The sequence below is a fragment of the Halomonas getboli genome, assembly GCF_023094245.1.
Classification (GTDB): Bacteria; Pseudomonadota; Gammaproteobacteria; order Pseudomonadales; family Halomonadaceae; genus Halomonas; species Halomonas getboli.
In genome coordinates this window covers 115520-133433 of record NZ_JALMEW010000001.1, presented here as the reverse complement: position 1 = coordinate 133433, position 17914 = coordinate 115520, and the positions used below count along the sequence as shown (strand labels likewise).

18 protein-coding genes are annotated in these 17914 nt (G+C 71.0%); 6 read left to right on the top strand and 12 right to left on the bottom strand.

Features of this window, described 5'->3' with window-relative positions; all coding sequences use genetic code 11:
• Positions 1 to 201: 201 nt before the first annotated feature.
• The 5 genes from ugpB (at position 202) to MYL53_RS00650 (ending at position 5199) form a co-directional block, all read left to right on the top strand.
• Positions 202 to 1518 carry a sn-glycerol-3-phosphate ABC transporter substrate-binding protein UgpB gene (gene ugpB, locus MYL53_RS00670; protein ID WP_247851438.1) on the top strand — a complete coding sequence of 439 codons (1317 nt, stop codon included), beginning with the start codon at positions 202 to 204 and terminating at the stop codon, positions 1516 to 1518.
• A gap of 71 nt (positions 1519 to 1589) precedes the next feature.
• Positions 1590 to 2465 carry a sn-glycerol-3-phosphate ABC transporter permease UgpA gene (ugpA, locus tag MYL53_RS00665; protein WP_247851437.1) on the top strand — a complete coding sequence of 292 codons (876 nt, stop codon included), beginning with the start codon at positions 1590 to 1592 and terminating at the stop codon, positions 2463 to 2465.
• 16 nt (positions 2466 to 2481) lie between these two features.
• Positions 2482 to 3327, top strand: a complete 846-nt coding sequence (gene ugpE / locus MYL53_RS00660; RefSeq protein WP_247851436.1) for a sn-glycerol-3-phosphate ABC transporter permease UgpE — start codon at positions 2482 to 2484, stop codon at positions 3325 to 3327.
• Between the two features lie 28 nt (positions 3328 to 3355).
• Positions 3356 to 4486 (top strand): sn-glycerol-3-phosphate import ATP-binding protein UgpC, encoded by a 1131-nt coding sequence (locus MYL53_RS00655; protein ID WP_247851435.1) that lies wholly within the window; start codon positions 3356 to 3358, stop codon positions 4484 to 4486.
• Positions 4459 to 5199 (top strand): glycerophosphodiester phosphodiesterase family protein, encoded by a 741-nt coding sequence (locus MYL53_RS00650; protein ID WP_247851434.1) that lies wholly within the window; start codon positions 4459 to 4461, stop codon positions 5197 to 5199. Before MYL53_RS00655 ends, MYL53_RS00650 begins: the two co-directional genes overlap by 28 nt.
• Positions 5200 to 5238: 39 nt before the next feature.
• Here MYL53_RS00650 and panP read toward each other — a convergent pair whose 3' ends face one another.
• The 8 genes from panP to cbiE form a co-directional block, all read right to left on the bottom strand.
• A complete protein-coding gene (gene panP, locus MYL53_RS00645) occupies positions 5239 to 6894 on the bottom strand; it encodes a pyridoxal-dependent aspartate 1-decarboxylase PanP (protein WP_247851433.1) in 1656 nt (551 codons plus the stop codon).
• A gap of 47 nt (positions 6895 to 6941) precedes the next feature.
• Entirely contained in the window at positions 6942 to 8447 is a 1506-nt protein-coding gene (locus MYL53_RS00640) for a cobyric acid synthase (protein ID WP_247851432.1), read from the bottom strand.
• Positions 8444 to 9169 (bottom strand): 5,6-dimethylbenzimidazole synthase, encoded by a 726-nt coding sequence (gene bluB, locus MYL53_RS00635; RefSeq protein ID WP_247851431.1) that lies wholly within the window; start codon positions 9167 to 9169, stop codon positions 8444 to 8446. Before bluB ends, MYL53_RS00640 begins: the two co-directional genes overlap by 4 nt.
• 464 nt (positions 9170 to 9633) lie before the next feature.
• Positions 9634 to 10239 (bottom strand): cob(I)yrinic acid a,c-diamide adenosyltransferase, encoded by a 606-nt coding sequence (gene cobO / locus MYL53_RS00630; RefSeq protein WP_016854515.1) that lies wholly within the window; start codon positions 10237 to 10239, stop codon positions 9634 to 9636.
• Between the two features lie 229 nt (positions 10240 to 10468).
• Complete coding sequence (cobF, locus tag MYL53_RS00625) at positions 10469 to 11266, bottom strand: precorrin-6A synthase (deacetylating) (protein ID WP_247851430.1); 798 nt, start codon at positions 11264 to 11266, stop codon at positions 10469 to 10471.
• Positions 11263 to 12084, bottom strand: coding sequence for a precorrin-4 C(11)-methyltransferase (cobM, locus tag MYL53_RS00620; protein WP_247851429.1), 822 nt, complete (start codon positions 12082 to 12084; stop codon positions 11263 to 11265). The genes cobF and cobM overlap by 4 nt, the downstream gene beginning before the upstream one ends.
• Positions 12081 to 12473, bottom strand: a complete 393-nt coding sequence (locus tag MYL53_RS00615; RefSeq protein ID WP_247851428.1) for a cobalamin biosynthesis protein — start codon at positions 12471 to 12473, stop codon at positions 12081 to 12083. The genes cobM and MYL53_RS00615 overlap by 4 nt, the downstream gene beginning before the upstream one ends.
• Positions 12470 to 13690 (bottom strand): precorrin-6y C5,15-methyltransferase (decarboxylating) subunit CbiE, encoded by a 1221-nt coding sequence (gene cbiE, locus MYL53_RS00610; RefSeq protein WP_247851427.1) that lies wholly within the window; start codon positions 13688 to 13690, stop codon positions 12470 to 12472. The genes MYL53_RS00615 and cbiE overlap by 4 nt, the downstream gene beginning before the upstream one ends.
• Before the next feature lies 1 nt (position 13691).
• Here cbiE and MYL53_RS00605 point away from each other — a divergent pair, with 1 nt between their 5' ends.
• On the top strand, positions 13692 to 14456 hold the full coding sequence (locus MYL53_RS00605) for a cobalt-precorrin-6A reductase (protein WP_247851426.1): 765 nt from the start codon (positions 13692 to 13694) through the stop codon (positions 14454 to 14456).
• On the opposite strand, the gene cobJ is transcribed toward MYL53_RS00605, so the two are convergent.
• From cobJ to MYL53_RS00585, 4 genes are all read right to left on the bottom strand, one after another.
• Entirely contained in the window at positions 14414 to 15223 is an 810-nt protein-coding gene (cobJ, locus tag MYL53_RS00600) for a precorrin-3B C(17)-methyltransferase (protein ID WP_247852350.1), read from the bottom strand. The genes MYL53_RS00605 and cobJ overlap by 43 nt on opposite strands.
• Before the next feature lie 103 nt (positions 15224 to 15326).
• A complete protein-coding gene (gene cobI / locus MYL53_RS00595) occupies positions 15327 to 16091 on the bottom strand; it encodes a precorrin-2 C(20)-methyltransferase (RefSeq protein WP_247851425.1) in 765 nt (254 codons plus the stop codon).
• Positions 16088 to 16717, bottom strand: coding sequence for a precorrin-8X methylmutase (locus MYL53_RS00590; RefSeq protein ID WP_247851424.1), 630 nt, complete (start codon positions 16715 to 16717; stop codon positions 16088 to 16090). The genes cobI and MYL53_RS00590 overlap by 4 nt, the downstream gene beginning before the upstream one ends.
• A complete protein-coding gene (locus MYL53_RS00585; RefSeq protein ID WP_247851423.1) occupies positions 16701 to 17909 on the bottom strand; it encodes a cobalamin biosynthesis protein CobG in 1209 nt (402 codons plus the stop codon). Before MYL53_RS00585 ends, MYL53_RS00590 begins: the two co-directional genes overlap by 17 nt.
• Positions 17910 to 17914: the final 5 nt, after the last annotated feature.

The following is a 17914-nucleotide window of genomic DNA, read 5'->3' as shown; positions in this document are numbered from 1 at the left end:
AGGCCTGCCACGGGCGTCGCCCCGACGCCCGATCGCTCCACCGACGCATCTCGCGTCCGCAGCATGGCGGCACTCGACGGCATGATCTAGCTTTCACTGGACTGTCATTGGCAGGAGCTAATGTCGCCGTGCCCGACCGCGGAACTCGCCGCCTGGCTCGGGCTGACGCGATGCCAAGACTCAGTGGAAAAGGAGATCCCGATGCCACGCCTGTACGCTGGAGCACTGACCCTGGGAATGGCCGCCGCCGGCCTGTCGATGTCGGCTCAGGGGGCCACCGAGATCGCCTGGTGGCACGCCATGGGCGGCGAGCTGGGCAACAAGGTCGACGAGATCGCCGCCGACTTCAACGCCTCGCAGGACGACTATGTCGTCAAGCCGTCCTTCCGTGGCAACTACTCCGAGACCATGACCGGCGCCATCGCCGCCTTCCGCGCCGGCGAGGCCCCGGCCATCGTGCAGATCTACGAGGTCGGCACCGCCACCATGATGAACGCCGAGGGCGCCATCGTGCCGGTCCACCAGCTGATGAGCGACTCAGGCCTGGACTTCGACCCCGCGGCCTTCCTGCCCGCCGTGACCGGCTACTACACCGACGCCGACGGCCGCATGCTGTCGATGCCGTTCAACTCCTCGACGCCGGTGGTCTACGTCAACCGAGACATCCTCGCCGAGGCCGGCGTGGAGGAGGTACCGACCACCTGGCAGGGCCTCGGCGAGACCCTGGGCCGGATCGTCGACTCCGGCGCCGCCGAGTGCGGCATGACCACCACCTGGCCGTCCTGGATCCAGCTCGAGAACTTCTCGGCGCGCAACGACCTGCCCTTCGCCACCGAGCAGAACGGCTTCGGCGGCCTCGACGCCCGCCTGACCATCAACCAGACCGCCGCCGTCGACCACATCCAGCGCCTGGCCGACTGGCAGCAGGACGGCCGCTTCGACTACGCCGGCCGCTTCGACGAGGCCGCGCCGGCCTTCTACACCGGCCGCTGCGCCATGCTGATGGCGTCCTCCGCCTCGCTGGCGGGCGTGCGCGCCAACGCCGAGGACTTCGACTTTTCCGTCGCCCCGCTGCCCTACGACAGCGAGCTGGTCGACACGCCGCAGAACAGCATCATCGGCGGCGCCTCGCTGTGGGTGCTGGCCGGCAAGAGCGACGGGGTCTATCGGGGCGTGGCACGCTTCTTCGACTACCTGTCCTCCGCCAAGGTCCAGGCCGACTGGCACCAGTTCTCCGGCTATCTGCCGATCACCCAGGCGGCCTACGAGCTCGGCCAGCAGCAGGGCTTCTACGAGCAGAATCCGGGCAGCGCCGTGGCCATCGAGCAGATGACCGGCGTCACGCCCACGGCCAATTCCAAGGGCCTGCGCCTGGGCAACATGCCGCAGATCCGTGACGTCATCGAGGAGCAGCTGGAGCGCATCTTCAACGGCGACGTGAGCGCCCAGGACGGCCTGGACGAGGCCGTGCGCCGCGGCAACGCGCTGCTGGAGCGCTTCCAGCAGGCCAACGGCTGATCCGCCCTCCGCCCCGTGCCGGCACGCCGCCCTGGCGTGCCGGCCCTTTTCCTCTCCAGCGATGAACGACCATGGCGACCTTCCAGCGACACCGCGTCACGCCCTGGCTGCTGCTGACGCCGCAGATCGCCGTCGTGGCGATCTTCTTCTTTTGGCCCGCCGCCCAGGCCATGCTCCAGGCCTTCTACGTCGAGGACCCCTTCGGCCTCGGCCGCACCTTCGTCGCCTTCGAGAACTTCGCGCGGGTGCTGGCCTCGGCGGAGTACTACCGAGCGCTGGGCATCACCGTGACCTTCAGCGCCGGCGTGGCGCTGGGCGCCATGGCGCTGGCGCTGCTGCTGGCGGTGCTCGCCGACCGGGTGATCAAGGGGGCCGGCGCCTACAAGGCGCTGCTGATCTGGCCCTATGCGGTGGCGCCGGCGGTGGCCGGCGTGCTGTGGGGCTTCATGCTCGACCCGGAGCTCGGCCTGATCAGCGCCGGGCTCGGCGCGCTCGGCATCGACTGGAACCACCAGCTCAACGGCGGCCAGGCCATGGCGCTGGTGGTGATGGCCTCGATCTGGAAGCAGATGAGCTACAACTTCGTGTTCTTCCTGGCCGGCCTGCAGGCGATTCCCAGGAGCCTGCTGGAGGCCGCCGCCATCGACGGCGCCGGCCCCTGGCGGCGCTTCTGGACCATCACCTTCCCGCTGCTGTCGCCGACCAGCTTCTTCCTGCTGGTGATGAACAGCGTCTACGCCTTCTTCGAGACCTTCGGCACCATCGACGCCACCACCGCCGGCGGGCCCGGCGGCGCCACCCGTACCCTGGTCTACAAGGTCTTCGAGGACGGCTTCATCGGCTACGACCTGGGCTCCAGCGCCGCCCAGTCGGTGCTGCTGATGGGGCTGGTGGGCCTGCTCACCCTGCTGCAGTTCCGCTACCTCGAGCGCAGGGTCCAGTACTGACACCGGAGAGACGCCCATGCGCTATCGCCGCCGCGGCCTGGACATCGCCAGCCACGCGCTGCTGATCCTGGCCCTGATCGCCTTCTGCCTGCCGGTGTGGCTGGCCATCACCGCCGCCACCCACGACCAGGCCTCGCTGTATACCGGCACCGCGCCGCTGTGGTTCGGCTCCGAGGGCCTCGGCAACTTCCGCGCCGTGCTCACCGAGCCGGTCGGCCGGCTGGGTACCGACGTCACTCGGCTGCTGCTCAATTCCACGGTCATGGCGCTGGGCATCGCCGTCGGCAAGATCGCCATCGCCATCCTGGCCGCCTACGCCATCGTGTTCTTCCGCTTCCCGCTGCGCCGGCTGTGCTTCTGGCTGATCTTCATCACCCTGATGCTGCCGGTGGAGGTGCGCATCATGCCCACCTACAAGGTGGCCGCCGATCTGGGACTGTTGAACTCCTACGTCGGGCTGATCCTGCCGCTGATCGCCAGCGCCACGGCGACCTTCCTGTTCCGGCAGTTCTACCTCACCGTGCCGCCGGAGCTGCTCGAGGCCGCCCGGGTCGACGGCGCCGGTCCCTGGCGCTTCCTCAGGGACATCCTGCTGCCGCTGTCGAAGACCAACATCGCCGCCCTGTTCGTGATCATGTTCCTCTACGGCTGGAACCAGTATCTCTGGCCGCTGCTGATCACCACCGAATCCGACCACATGACCATCGTGGTCAGCCTCAAGCGCCTGCTCTCCTCGGCCGACAACCTGGTGCCCTGGCAGACGGTCATGGCCACCGCCCTGCTGGCCATGCTGCCGCCGGTGGCGGTGATCGTGCTGATGCAGCGCTACTTCGTGAAGGGGCTGGTCGACGCCGAGAAATGACACACTCCAACGGACACGAGAGACGCCTATGGCCACGCTTCGCCTGAACGCCCTGCGCAAGACCTACCCCAACGGCGTCACGGCCCTGCACGGCGCCGACCTCGAGATCGCCGACGGCGAGCTGATCGTGGTGGTCGGCCCCTCGGGCTGCGGCAAGTCCACCCTGCTGCGGATGCTCGCCGGCCTCGAGTCGATCAGCGACGGCGAGCTCGCCATCGACGGACGACGCGTCAATGACCTGGAGCCGGCCGAGCGCGACATCGCCATGGTGTTCCAGAACTACGCCCTCTACCCGCACATGAGCGTGGCCGACAACATGGGCTATGCGCTGAAGAACCGCGGCGTGCCCAAGGCCGAGCGCCGCCGCCGGGTGGAGGAGACGGCCAGGCTGATCGGCCTCGAGGACCTGCTCGACCGGCGCCCCAAGCAGCTCTCCGGCGGGCAGCGCCAGCGGGTGGCCATGGGCCGCGCCATCGTCCGCGAGCCCAGGGTGTTCCTGTTCGACGAGCCGCTGTCGAATCTGGACGCCAAGCTGCGGGTGCAGATGCGCCTCGAGATCCGCCGCCTGCAGAAGCGCCTCGGCGTCACCGCGGTCTACGTCACCCACGACCAGGTCGAGGCCATGACCCTGGCCGACCGGCTGGTGGTGATGAACGGCGGGCGCATCGAGCAGGTCGGCACGCCGATGCACCTCTACGCTCGCCCCGCCAGCCGCTTCGTGGCCGGCTTCATCGGCTCGCCGGCGATGAACTTTCTCAACGCCCGTCTCGACGCCCGCCTCGGGGGCGACATCCTGACGCTGCCCTGCGGCACCCGGCTGGCCTCGCCCATACCGGCATCCGGAGAGGCGAAGACGGTGTGCCTGGGCATCCGCCCGGAGCACCTGGCCGTGGTGCCCGAAGGCGACGTTATCGATGGCGACCTGTCCGTCCGGGTCGAGCTGGTCGAGCCGCTGGGCGCCGACACCCTCGTCCACGCGCGGCTCGACGGTCAGGACGACCTGGTGGTGGCGCGCATCGACGGTATCCGCGCGGTGGCCGAAGGCGATAGTCTGACCCTGCGGCCGGATCCCGGCCGCCTGCATCTCTTCGACCCCGAGACCGGGCAGCGCCTGGCCCCCATGGAGCCCGAATGCCAGCACTCGACCTGCCCCGCCTGATCGCCCATCGCGGCCTCTCCGCCCGCGCCCCCGAGAACACCCTGGCGGCGGTGCGCGCGTCCCACGCGGCCGGCTTCGACTGGGTGGAGCTCGACGTCCAGCGCCTCGGCGACGGCACCCCGGTGATCTGGCACGACCGCGACGTGTCGCGCTGCTCGGACGGCCGCGGCCGGCTGGCCACGCTCGACCTCGCCGCGGCGCGCCGACTGGACGCGGGCGCCTGGTTTGCACACGCCTTCGCCGGCGAGCGGATGGCGACCCTCGACGAGATGCTCGCGCTGCTCGTCGACCTCGACATGGGCATGAATCTGGAGCTCAAGGTCAATCGCGGCCACGACCCGGTGGCGCTGGCCGAGGCGGCGGTGCCGGCGGTGATGGAAGCGCTGCCGTTCGAGCGGCGGCTGGTGTCGTCCTTCGACGAGCGGGCGCTGAGGGCCAGTCGCGCGCTGGCCGGCCCCGAACGGCTGGCCCTGGGGGCGCTGTTCGACCGCGTGCCGCGCGACTGGCAGGCCCGCGCCGAGGCGGTGCAGGCCGTCAGCGTACACGCCAACTGGAAGCCGCTGAGGGCTGAACGCGCCAAGGCGATCAAGGCCGCGGATTATGCGCTGGTGTGCTACACCGCCAACGACCCGGCCGCCTTCGCCCCGCGCTGGGACTGGGGCGTCGACGCGGTGATCAGCGACGACCCCACGCGCTTCGACACGGCCTCCTGAGCGGCCTACCGGCGGACCGGTGTCGGAGCGCGGACACGATCACCCCTGGCGACGATAGGAGGCCAGCAGCGCCTTCAGCTCGGCGAAGTCGGGGTCGTCCAGGTGCTCCGCGGCGATCCGGCGCTGCTCCTCGATGAGCTCGCGCAGCACCTGGTCGGTGGTCAGGGGATTGGCCAGCACGACGCGGAAGACCGTGACGGCCTGGCCGCCGTGGCGCTCGGGCGTGAGGCGGGTGCGTGACACGAAGGCCTTGCCACGCTCGCGCTGAATCTTCTGGATGGCCTGGGTCATGCGATTCAGCAGGTCGTTGATGCGCTGACGCAGCGCCTCGTCGGCGTCCTCCAGCCGCGCCTGCACCTCGGCGGGCACCCAGCGATAGGTGAGGATGTTGAGCTCCGGCGCGGTGATCAGCTCGAAGTCCTCGAGCGCCGCGATCCGCTCGGCGAAGCGTCGCGCCATGTCGATGCCGTTGTCGATCAGCATCGCATAACCCTGACGCCCGATGATCTTCAGCGCCGACTGCACCAGCATCGCCATGCCGGGACGCGAGCCCTCCAGGGTGGTGCTGCCCAGGTCCCGGGATCCCTGCCGAATGATGTACTGGGCGTGGTGCTCGATGCTGCCGAGGGCGGACGGCTCGCGGAACAGCACCATGCCCGCCCCCATCGGCACATAGAGCTGCTTGTGGGCATCGATGGTGACCGAGTCGGCCCGTTCGATGCCGGCGAGACGCGGCCGGTAGCGCTCCGAGAACAGCGTCGGCCCGCCCCAGGCGGCATCCACGTGGAAGTGGATGCCATGCTCCGCGGCGATGTCGGCCAGGCCGTCCAGCGGATCGATGTTGCCGGTCTCGGTGGTGCCGGCGATACCGACCAGGGCAAACGGCCGTATCCGCTGCCGCTGGAGCCGCTTCAGCGTGGCGACAAGGGCATCGGGCCGGATGCGGTTGTACCCGTCGGTCTCGACGGCCACCATCTGGTCCCGCCCGATCCCCAGTACATCGGCCGCCTTGGAGAGCGAGTAGTGACCGCGCTCGGAGACCAGCACCGCCGCGCCCTCACACTCATAGTGCCGCATGGCGCTGAACACGCCGCCGCGGCTGATGCCCGGGAAGTCGCCGTCGGGGCCGAAGGCCCGGTTCCGTGCGGCCCACAGCGCGGTGATATTGGCCACGGTGCCGCCGGAGCAGAAGGCGCCGAGGCGACGCTCGCTGTGGTGCAGCCAGCTGTCGTAGAAATCATCGGGCTGCCCGTAGATCAGACGATGCAGCATGCCCAGCACCTGACGCTCCAGCGGCGTGAAGGCCTTGGAGGTTTCGGTCTTCACCAGGTTCTGGTTGAGCGCGATCATGATCTTCGACAGCGGGATCATGAAGTACGGGAGTGCCGACGTCATGTGGCCGACGAAGCTGGGCGAGGCGGTATGCACCGACTGCGAGACCACCTTGTCGAGCAGGAACTGGGTCTGCTCCGACACGAAGGCGGGCGCTTCCGGGATCCTGGCATCGCTGAAGTCCTGCTCGATGATGGCCAGGTCGTTCTCTTCCGCGACGATATGCTCGCCGAGGAAGCCGGAGAGATTCGTCGAGATCTCACGGTCCAGACGGTTCAGCGTCGATCCCGGCGCCTCGGGGACGGTGAAGATCCTCAGCAGGTTTTCCCAGCTGCTCTCGGCGACCTTTGATTGCTTGCCCATGGAACCCTGTTGTCTTTGGAGGTTGGAAACGCCGCGAGGGCCGCTGTTTACCGATGCGCGCGATGGTAGCCGAGGACCCTGCCCATCGCCAGCGCCTCGATAGCGGCCGGATCGAGATGCTCCTCCAGGGTATCGGCCAGCCGGTCGAGCTGACGCTCGCGGTGGGCGGCCAGGTCCACGGCCCCACCCTCGCCGGCAAGCCCCAGCATGGCCAGCAGCGCGGCGGCCGCCGGCGCCTCGTCGAACAGGCCGTGCAGGTAGGTGCCCATCACCTGTCCATCCTCGCTCACCGCACCGTCCGGGCGACCGTCGAGGTCGAGCAGCGGCCGCGCCAGCGCCGGGCCCTCGCTGACACCGTTGTGGATCTCGTAGCCGCTTACCGCCACGCCTTCGCCGGCCGGGGAGCCCGCATGAAGGGCAGTGAGCGTCCCGCGCACGTTGCGCAGCTGCTTGCCGGCCACCATGCGGGTGCGCATCGCCAGCAACCCCAGCCCCGGCACGCTGCCGGCCTCGCCCTCGAGGCCGTCCGGGTCGTCGATGGCCTCGCCGAGCATCTGGAAGCCGCCGCAGATGCCGAGCACCCGGCCGCCGTAGCGCAGGTGGCGGCGGATCGCCGGCTCCCAGCCCTCGCGACGCAGCCAGGCCAGGTCGCTGGCGGTGCTCTTGCTGCCGGGCAGCAGGATGACGTCGGCCGGCGGCATGGCCCGGCCCGGGCCCACCAGCGTCAGCTCGACCCGCGGATGCAGGCGCAGCGCGTCGAGGTCGGTGTGGTTGCTGATCCGGGGCAGCGCCGGCACCGCCACCCGCAGCCCCGGCGCCTCGGCCGCGCTCTCGGTGAGCCCCAGGCCGTCCTCGGCGTCGAGCAGCAGGCCGTTCAGGTGCGGCAGCACGCCGGTCACCGGCTTGCCGGTGCGCTCGGTAAGCCAGTCCAGTCCCGGCTCGAGCAGCGCGATGTCGCCGCGGAAGCGATTGATCACGAGTCCGGTGGTGCGCGCGCGCTCGCTTTCACTCAGCAGCTCGAGGGTGCCGACCAGCTGGGCGAAGACGCCGCCGCGGTCGATGTCGGCCACCAGCCACACCGGGCAGTCCACCGCCTCGGCGAAGCCCATATTGGCGATATCATTGGCACGAAGATTGATTTCAGCAGGACTCCCCGCCCCCTCCGCAATGACGAGATCATGGCGTGAAGTCAGCCGCGCCCAGGCCGCCAGCACGGTCTCCCGGGCCTGGCGCTTGAAGGCGTGGTAATCCAGCGCGTCCATGTGGCCGTGGACCCGACCGTCGAGGATCACCTGGGCGCCGCGGTCGGTCTCGGGCTTGAGCAGCACCGGATTCATGTCGGCATGAGGCGCCAGCCCGCAGGCCACCGCCTGCAGCGCCGTGGAGCGGCCGATCTCGCCGCCCTCCGGCGTCACGGCGCTGTTCAGCGCCATGTTCTGGGGCTTGAAGGGCGCCACCGACACGCCGCGCCGCGCCAGCAGACGGCACAGCCCCGCCACCACCGTGCTCTTGCCGGCGTCCGAGGTGGTGCCCTGGATCATCAGCGCCTTCATCCCTCGCCCTCCCGCGCCGAGAGCGCCTCGAACAGCGCCGGCGCGTCGGCCGCCTGGCCCCAGCCGTTGCCGTGCACCCGCTCGGCCAGCGGCAGGCGCTGGCGCCAGCCGGCGCGGGCCAGCTCGGGGCGGTCGAGGAACTCGTCGACGTAGCCCAGGCACAGGTAGGCGAGCGGATAGACGCTCTCCGGCAGGCCCAGCACCTCGGCCAGCTCATCCTGATCGAGGATGCTGACCCAGCCCACGCCGATGCCCTCGGCCCGGGCCGCCAGCCACAGGTTCTGGACCGCCAGGCAGGTGCTGAACAGGTCCATCTCGACGATGCTCTGGCGGCCCAGCACGTGCTCGCCGCCGCGGCTGCGGTCGCAGGTGATGCACAGATTGAGCGGGCTATCGAGAATGCCCTCCAGCTTGAGCCGGCGATACAGCGCGCCGCGCTCGCCGGTGTGGGCCTCGGCCGCCTTGGCGTTCTCGCGCTCGAAGATGGCGTGCACGCGGCTTCGCACCGCGCGGTCGTCGATCAGCAGGAAGTCCCAGGGCTGCATGAAGCCCACCGAGGGCGCGTGGTGGGCGGCCTCGAGCAGCCGCGCCAGCACCGCGGGCGGAATCGGGTCCGGGCGGAACTGGGCGCGCACGTCGCGACGCTCGAAGATGGCCCGGTAGAGGCCCTCGCGCTGCGCCTCGGGGAAGGCGTGATCGGGTCGCCCGGTCGGGTCTGCCATGCGGCGGTCTCCTGGAAATCGTGATGGTGGAATAGCGCGGCCTCGGCGAACGATGAGCTTGCCCGGCGCCAAGCCGTCGCGAGGGCGCTGTGAACCCATCCCTGGGCGCTAACTTTTGCCCAGCGGCGCTCTCGCATCCTGCTCCGCTTGCTGGGCCGGTGCTGGCCATCCATGGCCAGCCCGTTCGGCGGAATCCGCCTCACCCCTGGCAAAAACCCCTCGCGCCGTCTCGCCCCCGGCGCTGATCCAGCCACTCCCCACGAACCTGGCAATATCGTTAGTGGCGCAGCTACGGAACGGGAACAGGCTAGGCCGAGCCTGAAAGTCGGCGAGCGAAGGCTAGACAAGGCAAAAATCAGCGAAAAGCCGGAGTTTAGGAGCCCTAAATGAGGACTTTGACCGGGCTCGCGCACGAGCTGATTTTTAACGCCGTATAGCCGAGCGCAGCCACTTCTCAGGCCGGCCTAGAGTTCGACGCCCTTCTGGGCCTTGACGCCCTGATCCTTGAAGGCATGCTTGACCACCTTCATCTCGGTCACGGTGTCGGCCAGCTCGATCAGCGCCTCGGGGGCGTGGCGGCCGGTGACCACCGCGTGCTGCATGGCCGGGCGGCCCTGGAGGTCGTCGAGCACCCGGTCGAGCTCCAGATAGCCGTGGCGCAGGGCGATGTTGAGCTCGTCGAACAGCACCAGGGCATAGTCCGGGTCGGCCAGCATGCGACTGGCCTCGGCCCAGGCCGCCTCGGCGGCACGCACGTCGCGCTCGCGATCCTGGGTGTCCCAGGTGTAGCCCTCGCCCATGACGTGGTAGTCCACGCCCGGCAGCGAGCGATAGAAGGCCTCCTCGCCGGTCTGGAACTTGCCCTTGATGAACTGCACCACGCCGACCTTCATGCCGTGGCCCAGGGCGCGTGCGACCATGCCGAAGCCGGAGCTGCTCTTGCCCTTGCCGGGACCGGTGAGCACCAGCAGCACGCCCTGCTCCTTGTCGGCGGCGGCGATCCGCTCGTTCATGATCTTCTGCTTGTGGGCCATGCGCACCGCATGGCGCTCGGGGTCGACGTGCTTCATCGAGGTCTCCAGCGATCGAGGGAATGACGTGGTGTTTCTGGGAGAATGCCGGGGACAAGCCTACGCGGAGACGCGATGAATACATCCTTGTAGCTCCCGACGCCCTGCCGCGCTCTCGCATCCTGCTCCGCTTGCAGGTCCGGTGCTGGCCATCCTTGGCCAGCCCGTTCGGAGCAAGGCTCCTCACCCATGGCGTAGGAGCTCCGCTGCGGCTTGTCCCCTATATCAATCATTCGATAGGCCCCGGCAGCAGCGGCTGACGCGCCAGCAGATAGACGTCCATGATCCAGCCATGGCACTCGCGCAGCGCGGCGCGGCGCTCGACGATGGTAGGGCCGACCTCGGCCAGCGGGCCGTCGATCAGGCACTGCTTGTCCATGCCGAGATAGGCGCCCCACCAGATATGCAGGCCCTCCGGGGCCAGCGTCTGGAAGGCGCCGCCGGCGTCGAGCATCACCGCCACGCTGGCGGCGTCGCCGGGCCAGCCGCGCTCGCGCAGGCGCCGCCCGGTGGTGATCTGCACCGGCTCGGCCAGGGCGTTCAAGGGGATGCGATGCTCGGCGGTCAGCACCTGCAGGCTGGTGATGCCGGGCACCACGCTCACCTCGAGCGCCATGCCGCCTTCGTTCTCGGGCCCCGCGCCCTTGAGGCGTGCGGCGATGCGCAGGCTGCTGTCGTAGAGCGAGGGGTCGCCCCAGATCAGCATCGCGGCCTGCCCGCCCTCGGGCAGGTGATGCGCCATCTGCTCGCGCCAGGTCTCGGCGATGGCGGCGTGCCAGTCGTCCACCGCGCCCAGGTAGTCGTCGCGGACGTCGCGGCGCGGCAGCTCGAACTCCACCACCCGCGTGAGCGCGGATTCATCGAGCAGGTGTCGGCACAGCAGCCGGCGCAGGTCGACCAGGTCCGAGCGGGCCTCGCCCTTGCGCGGCAGCAGGATCAGCTCGGCCTCGCGCAGCGCGCGCACGCCGGCCAGGGTGATGTGATCGGGGTTGCCGGTGCCGATGCCGATCAGCGACAGATGAATCATGCGCCGCCCTCTCGTGCCGCGCGCTCTTCCTCAAAGGCGCCACCCTCGGCGAAGGGCGAGTCCGCCGACTGGGGCCGGAAGCGGCGGTCGTAGCCGATGGCGTAGAGGCAGCTGTCGTCGAAGTCGTCGCTTGCCAGCGCCGGGCCGACCAGGATCAGCGCGGTGCGGTTCATGGCCGGATCGAGGCGTGCGGCGATGGTGTCGAGCCGCCCGCGGATCACCTTCTGATCGGGCCAGCTGGCGCGCCAGACGATGGCCACCGGGCCGTCGGCACCGTAGAAGGGAACAAGATTCGCCACCACCTGCTCCAGGTGATGGATGGATAGGTGGATCGCCAGCGTCGCCCCGGTGCGGGCGAAGTTGGCCAGGGTCTCGCCGTCCGGCATGGCGCTGGCGCGGCCCGGCGTGCGGGTCAGCACCACCGACTGCGCCACGCCCGGCAGCGTCAGCTCCTGGCCGAGGGTGGCGGCGGCCGCGGCGAAGGCCGGCACCCCGGGCGTGATGGCGTAGGGAATGCCCAGCGCGCGCAGACGGCGCAGTTGCTCGCTCATGGCCGACCATACCGACAGGTCGCCGGAGTGCAGCCGGGCCACGTCCTGGCCGGCGGCGTGGGCCGCGGCGATCTCGTCGATGATCTCGTCAAGCGACAGCGGCGCGGTGTTGATGACGCGAGCGTCCGCCGGGCAATGGGCGAGGATCGCCTCCGGCACCAGTGAGCCGGCGTAGAGGCAGACGGGGCTCGCGGCGATCAGGTCGCGCCCGCGCAGCGTCAAGAGGTCCGGCGCGCCGGGGCCGGCACCGATGAAATGAACGGTCATGTCGTGTCTCCTGCCGGGATGTCTCTTGTCATAGCGGCGCTGGCCATCGCGGCGGTGGCGCATCGATCCGGGGAAACCAGCCGCGGGCCGAGCAGCGTCGCGCCCGGCTCGGCCGCCAGTACCGCCACGGCCTCGGCGACGCTGCCGGTGCCGCGGGCCTGCCGGCTGTGCGGGGAATGCGTCAGCGTCTCGGCCGCAGCCAGCGCCGCGTCGGGTACGGCGAGCGTCTCGAGGCCCCGCGCCTCGCCCAAGCACTCCACCAACTGATACATACTTTCGGCCACTGCCAGCCGGTCGGCCGGGCCGTATTGCGCCTCAAGCCGCTCCAGCGCCTCGGCAAGCGAGGCGAGCGTGGCCGAGCGGCGCATGCCGAAACCCGCCACCCTCATCTCACGACCCGCCACTGCACGATGGGATAGGCGGCCTTCCAGCCGCGGCGGCTGCCGAGGGCGGTCGCCGACGACAGCTCCAGCCGTACCAGCTCGCCGCCAAGTTCGCGCTGTCGGTGGGCCAGCAGTGCCTCGGATTCGAGCGTCACCGCATTGGCCACCAGCCGCGTGCCCGCCGGCAGGCGCGGCCAAAGCGCGTCGAGCAGCGCCTCGGATAGCCCACCGCCGATGAAGACCGCATCGGGCGGCGGTGCGTCGGCAAGCTCATCTGCCAGCAGCGCCGCGGCGTCGCCCTCGATTACCTCCAGCCAGTCGACGCCGAGTTCCCGGGCGTTGCGGCGGGCGCGCTCGGCGCGCTCGGCATCGCGCTCGAGGCCCAGGGCGCGGTTGTCCGGATGGGCCAGCAGCCACTCGATGGCCACCGAGCCGGAGCCGGTGCCGATGTCCCACAGCCGCTCGCCCGGCATCGGGGCCAGGGCGGCAAGCGTGGCGGCGCGCACCGCCCGCTTGGTGATCTGGCCGTCGTGGGAAAACCAGCAGTCCGGCCGCCCCGGCGTCAGCGGCAGCGCCGGTCCGTCGCCGTCGACCTCGAGCCCCACCGCCACCGGATGGGCGATGTCGTCCGGCAGCTCGGCGTCGGCACGCAGGCAGCGCACGCGTTCTTGATCGCCGCCCAGCGCCTCCAGCACGTGAAGTTGGCTGGCGCCGAAGCCGACGCGCCCGAGCCAGTCGGCCAGCGCCGCCACCGCCGCGCCGTCCCGCAGCAGTACCAGCAGCCGGCGGCCGCGATGCAGGTGCGGGCGCAGGCGCGTCAGCGGCCGGGCGTGAAGGCCGAGGCAGGTTACGCCCTCCAGCGACCAGCCGAGCCGCGAGGCCGCCAGGCTGAAGGTCGAGGGCGACGGCAGCGAGCGCCACTCGCCCGGTGCGAGATGCCGCGCCAGGGTCGCACCGGCGCCGAACCAGAAGGGATCGCCGGAGGCCAGCATCACCGTGCGCCGGCCGCGCTCGGCCAGCAGTTCGGGGATGCCGTCGGCGAAGGGCACCGGCCACTCGCGCACCTCGGCGGCGAGCGGCGGCAGCAGGCGCAGGTGGCGACGGGCGCCGAATACCACCTCGGCGGCCTCCAGCGCCTCGCGGCTTGCCGGCGTGAGCCCGGCCGTGCCACTCTCGCCCCAGCCCACCACCGTCAGCCAGGGAGCGTCGTTCGCGTCAGTCATCATGAAGGTCCTGATTCTGGGTGGCACCACCGAGGCCAGCGCCCTGGCCCGCGCGCTCGCCGAGGGCGACATCCCCGCGCTGTTCAGCTATGCCGGCCGCGTCGCCGCGCCGAAGCCCCAGCCGCTGCCGACCCGGGTGGGCGGCTTCGGCGGCGTGGACGGGCTGGCCGCCTTCCTCGAGGCCGAGCGCATCACCCATCTGGTCGATGCCACCCATCCCTTCGCCGAGCGGATGAGCCGCCACGCCGTGGCCGCCGCCGAGCGAACCGGCACCGCGCTGATCGCCCTGACCCGGCCGCCGTGGGCGCCGCAAGATGGAGATCGCTGGCAGCGCGTCGCGAGCATCGAGGCGGCGGTGGACGCGCTCGCCGGCCCGCCCCAGCGGGTGCTGCTGGCCATCGGGCGCATGCATCTGGCCGCCTTCGCCGCCCGGCCCGAGCACCACTACGTGCTGCGGCTGGTCGACCTGCCCGAGGAGGCGCCGCCGCTGCCGCGCCATACCCTGACCGTCGACCGCGGCCCCTTCACCCGGGAGGGCGACCTGGCCCTGCTGCGCGAGCACGGCGTCGAGCGCCTGGTGTGCAAGAACGCCGGCGGCGCGGGGGCGGCGGCCAAGCTCGAGGCCGCCCGCACGCTGGGGGTTCCGGTGCTGATGATCGACCGCCCGGCGCTGCCGGCCCGCCGCGAGGCGCATAGGCCCGATGCGGTGCTGGACTGGCTGGGTCATCGATCCCCCTCGAATGACGGCACCGACCGCGGCGTATAGACCCATTCGCCCGCGCCGTCGCCTTCGACGGGAATCCGCCGCGTCAGACTCGAGCCCACCATCACCAGGGTGCGCATGTCGGCCATCTCCGGCGTCGCCTCGCCGAGGGTGACGACCCGCAAGCGCTCCTCCGGCGTGGAGACGGCGCGGGCGAACATGATCGGGCGATCAAGGCCGCAGGCCTCGCGCAGCACGTCCAGGGCGCGGGCGAAGCCCTCCGGCCGCGAGCGGGAGCGCGGGTTGTAGAAGGCCATGGCGAAGTCGGCATCAGCGGCCAGCCGCAGGCGCTTCTCGATCAGCGCCCAGGGCTTGAGGTTGTCGGAGAGGTTGATGCAGCAGAAGTCGTGGCCCAGCGGCGCGCCGAGCCGCGCGCCGGCGGCGAGCATCGCCGAGACCCCCGGCAGCACCTGGATGTCCAGCGCCCGCCAGGCCGGCTCGCCTGCCTCCAGCGCCTCGAACACCGCCGCGCCCATGGCGAACACGCCGGGGTCGCCCGAGGAGACCACCGCCACCCGGCGGCCGGCGGCGGCCATCTCGAGGGCCTGCTCGGCGCGGCGGATCTCCTCGCGGTTGTCCGAGCCGTGGCGGGTCAGCCCCGGCCGCGGCGCCACCCGCTCGACGTAGGGTACGTAGCCCACCACGTCGGTGGCCTCGGCAAGTACGCCCGACGCCTCCGGGGTGATCAGCGCCTCGCTGCCGGGGCCAAGACCGACAATCCTCACCCACCCTCCACGGCCGGCTGCGCATCGGCCATACGGCGTTGGCATCGTCTTCGAAATGCTCATTTAGCCCCTCTAAACTGCGCTGTCTCAGACGCTGCCGCCTGGTCTGTCGCTAGCTCGCCAGGCCGTGATTCGACGTTTTTTTCGCTCATGGCCGCCTCCCGTTGCCGTGGATCACCAGGATCGAGAAATAGGGCACGCTCTCGCCGACCTCCGCCAGCGGCACCACCCGCTGCCGGCCCATGGAGGCATACTCGATCAGCCAGGCCTCGTCTTCGCGGCCGGCGCTTGCCAGCGCGCGGCGCAGCTTGTCGAGGTGGCGGCCGATCTTCATCACCACCAGGGCGTCGGTGCGCGCGATGCGCTCGGCCAGCCGGCCCTCGGGCTGGGTCGCGGTCAGCACGGTCAGCACGTCGTCGCCCCAGGTGATGGGCCGGCCCGTGGCCGTCCAGGCGGCGGACATACCGGTGATGCCGGGCACCACCTCCACGGCCACCCTGCCCTGCAAGCGGGTATAAAGGTGCATAAAGGAGCCGTAGAAGAAGGGATCCCCCTCGCACAGCACCGCCACGTCGTGGCCCGCCCCGGCGATCTCGACGAGCTGGGCCACCTGGCGTTCGTAGAAGGCCGCCAGCCACTCGTTGTAGCGCGGATCGTCGAAGGGGATCTCGGTGGTGACCGGATACTCCATCGGCAGCTCCACGGCGCCGGGCGCCAGCATGCCCTCGACGATGATGCGGGCGTGGCCGGTGCGGCCCTTCTTGCGGAAGTAGGCGACGTGGCTGGCGCCGCGGATCAGCCGGTCGGCGCGCACGCTCATCAGGTCCTGGCTGCCGGGGCCGAGGCCGACGCCATAAATCGTGCCGGGGATAGTGCTGGGGAGAGTGCAGGAGAGAGACTCGGGCATCGTCATTCGCTGCGATCCGCCATGGCGTTGATGGCGGCCACCGTCACCGCGCTGCCGCCGAGTCGGCCCTCGACGATGGCGCAGGGCGCCGCGCCGCTCTCCCACAGCGCCTGCTTGGACTCCGCCGCGCCGACGAAGCCCACCGGGCAGCCGACGATCGCCGCCGGGCGCGGGCAGTCCGGGGCCTCGAGCATGTTGAGCAGGTGAAACAGCGCGGTCGGTGCGTTGCCGATCGCCACCACTGCGCCCTCGAGCTGCGGCCGCCACAGCTCCAGCGCCGCCGCCGAGCGAGTGTTGCCCATCTCGCGCGCCAGCCCCGGCACCCGCTCGTCGTGCAGGGTGCAGATCACGGCATTGTCCGCCGGCAGACGCTTGCGGGTGATGCCCTCGGCGACCATGCGCGCATCGCAGAGGATCGGCGCCCCGGCCTCCAGCGCCGCCCGGGCCGTGTTCACGGCGTCGTCGCGGAAGTGGACATGCGGCGCCAGCGCCACCAGGCCGGCGGCGTGGATCATGCGCACGGCGACCGGCTCCTCCTCGGGCGAGAAGCGCGAAAGCTCGGCCTCGCGCCGTATGATGGCGAAGGACTCCCGGTAGATCGCCGGTCCGTCGGTTTCATAGACGTGAGGCATCACGTGTCTCCCAGTATTCGATGACGTCGGATTCGCCGAGGCCGGTCGCGACCGGCACGTCGTCGGCGCATCCGTTCAGGATCAGGTCATAGCGGCCGTCGCGCCCGGTCAGGCAAACCGCGGCCGGGCCGCTGCGGGCACAGCCCTTGGCGCAGCCAGAAATATGCAGCCGGCCCGCGGCTGATTCGCCCGAGCCCTCGCGGCGCCGCTCGGCCAGCGCCTGAGCCAGGCCTTGGGTCGCCACGCTGGCCTGGGCGCAGTAGGGCGCGCCGGGGCAGGCGTCCATGGCCAGGCGCGGGTCGCGGGCGTCATGGATCAGGTCCTCGTCCGGCGCGCTTTCTTGTGTGTTCAGCGTCGGATTCGCCGGCTCGCCTTCCAGCAGCAGGCGCCGCCAGGGCGTGACGCGAACGCCGGTGATGTCGTCGCGGAGGACAGCGCGCAGCGCCGAGGCCGATGCCCGGCCGAAGGGCAGCCCGACCACCCGGCCGTGCGGATGCGGCCCCGGCGTCAGGATCGGCGTGTCGTCGGACGACTCGGCCCACGCGGCCGTCGCCGCGGCCCAGCCCGGCAGCGGCGCCGTGAGGCGGCGCATCCGCCCGGCCGCGAGGCCGCCCGTGTCGACGAACCAGTGCGCCAGCCGCGTCATCAGTTCGACCGCGGCCTCGAGGTCGGCGACCGGCGTGGCGAGATCGCGCCCGTCGGCCCGCACCAGCAGGCCGCCCTCGATCGAGCGCTCCAGCCGCAGGTCGGCGGGCACGTCGGCGAGCACCGGCGCCGGGCCGGCGTCCAGCGCCAGCCCCCACTTGTCCGGCAGCGCCGGCCAGTCGGCCAGGCGACGCTCCAGCAGGCGCGCCGCCTCGACGGTGGCATCGCCGTCGCGCCAGTCCGGGGCAAGCAGCAGCGCCGGGCGGCGCTCGCCCTCGGCGTCCGGGGCCGCCAGGCCGTGCTCGACCAGAAATGCCATCAGGTCGGGCCAGCCGGCCTCGGTCACGCCGCGCAGCTGCAGGTTGGCGCGACGGGTCAGCTCGATCAGGCCGCTGCCCCAGTTCTCGGCGGCCTCGCACAGCGACAGCATCCGGGCCCGGGGGAGCCGACCCAGCGGCGGACGCACGCGCACCAGCAGGCCGTCGCCGGTGGCCATGGGCCGCCAGGCACCGGGGCACCAGCCGCGCACGCGGGGCGAGGCGCGCAAGCTTT

Excerpts from the sequence above, each read along its gene's own strand:
- ugpB (WP_247851438.1), top strand. The coding sequence starts at position 202 with ATGCCACGCCTGTACGCTGGAGCACTGACCCTGGGAATGGCCGCCGCC.
- ugpA (WP_247851437.1), top strand. The coding sequence starts at position 1,590 with ATGGCGACCTTCCAGCGACACCGCGTCACGCCCTGGCTGCTGCTGACG.
- ugpE (WP_247851436.1), top strand. The coding sequence starts at position 2,482 with ATGCGCTATCGCCGCCGCGGCCTGGACATCGCCAGCCACGCGCTGCTG.
- MYL53_RS00655 (WP_247851435.1), top strand. The coding sequence starts at position 3,356 with ATGGCCACGCTTCGCCTGAACGCCCTGCGCAAGACCTACCCCAACGGC.
- MYL53_RS00650 (WP_247851434.1), top strand. The coding sequence starts at position 4,459 with ATGCCAGCACTCGACCTGCCCCGCCTGATCGCCCATCGCGGCCTCTCC.
- panP (WP_247851433.1), bottom strand. The coding sequence starts at position 6,894 with ATGGGCAAGCAATCAAAGGTCGCCGAGAGCAGCTGGGAAAACCTGCTG.
- MYL53_RS00640 (WP_247851432.1), bottom strand. The coding sequence starts at position 8,447 with ATGAAGGCGCTGATGATCCAGGGCACCACCTCGGACGCCGGCAAGAGC.
- bluB (WP_247851431.1), bottom strand. The coding sequence starts at position 9,169 with ATGGCAGACCCGACCGGGCGACCCGATCACGCCTTCCCCGAGGCGCAG.
- cobO (WP_016854515.1), bottom strand. The coding sequence starts at position 10,239 with ATGAAGCACGTCGACCCCGAGCGCCATGCGGTGCGCATGGCCCACAAG.
- cobF (WP_247851430.1), bottom strand. The coding sequence starts at position 11,266 with ATGATTCATCTGTCGCTGATCGGCATCGGCACCGGCAACCCCGATCAC.
- cobM (WP_247851429.1), bottom strand. The coding sequence starts at position 12,084 with ATGACCGTTCATTTCATCGGTGCCGGCCCCGGCGCGCCGGACCTCTTG.
- MYL53_RS00615 (WP_247851428.1), bottom strand. The coding sequence starts at position 12,473 with ATGAGGGTGGCGGGTTTCGGCATGCGCCGCTCGGCCACGCTCGCCTCG.
- cbiE (WP_247851427.1), bottom strand. The coding sequence starts at position 13,690 with ATGACTGACGCGAACGACGCTCCCTGGCTGACGGTGGTGGGCTGGGGC.
- MYL53_RS00605 (WP_247851426.1), top strand. The coding sequence starts at position 13,692 with ATGAAGGTCCTGATTCTGGGTGGCACCACCGAGGCCAGCGCCCTGGCC.
- cobJ (WP_247852350.1), bottom strand. The coding sequence starts at position 15,223 with ATGCCAACGCCGTATGGCCGATGCGCAGCCGGCCGTGGAGGGTGGGTG.
- cobI (WP_247851425.1), bottom strand. The coding sequence starts at position 16,091 with ATGACGATGCCCGAGTCTCTCTCCTGCACTCTCCCCAGCACTATCCCC.
- MYL53_RS00590 (WP_247851424.1), bottom strand. The coding sequence starts at position 16,717 with ATGCCTCACGTCTATGAAACCGACGGACCGGCGATCTACCGGGAGTCC.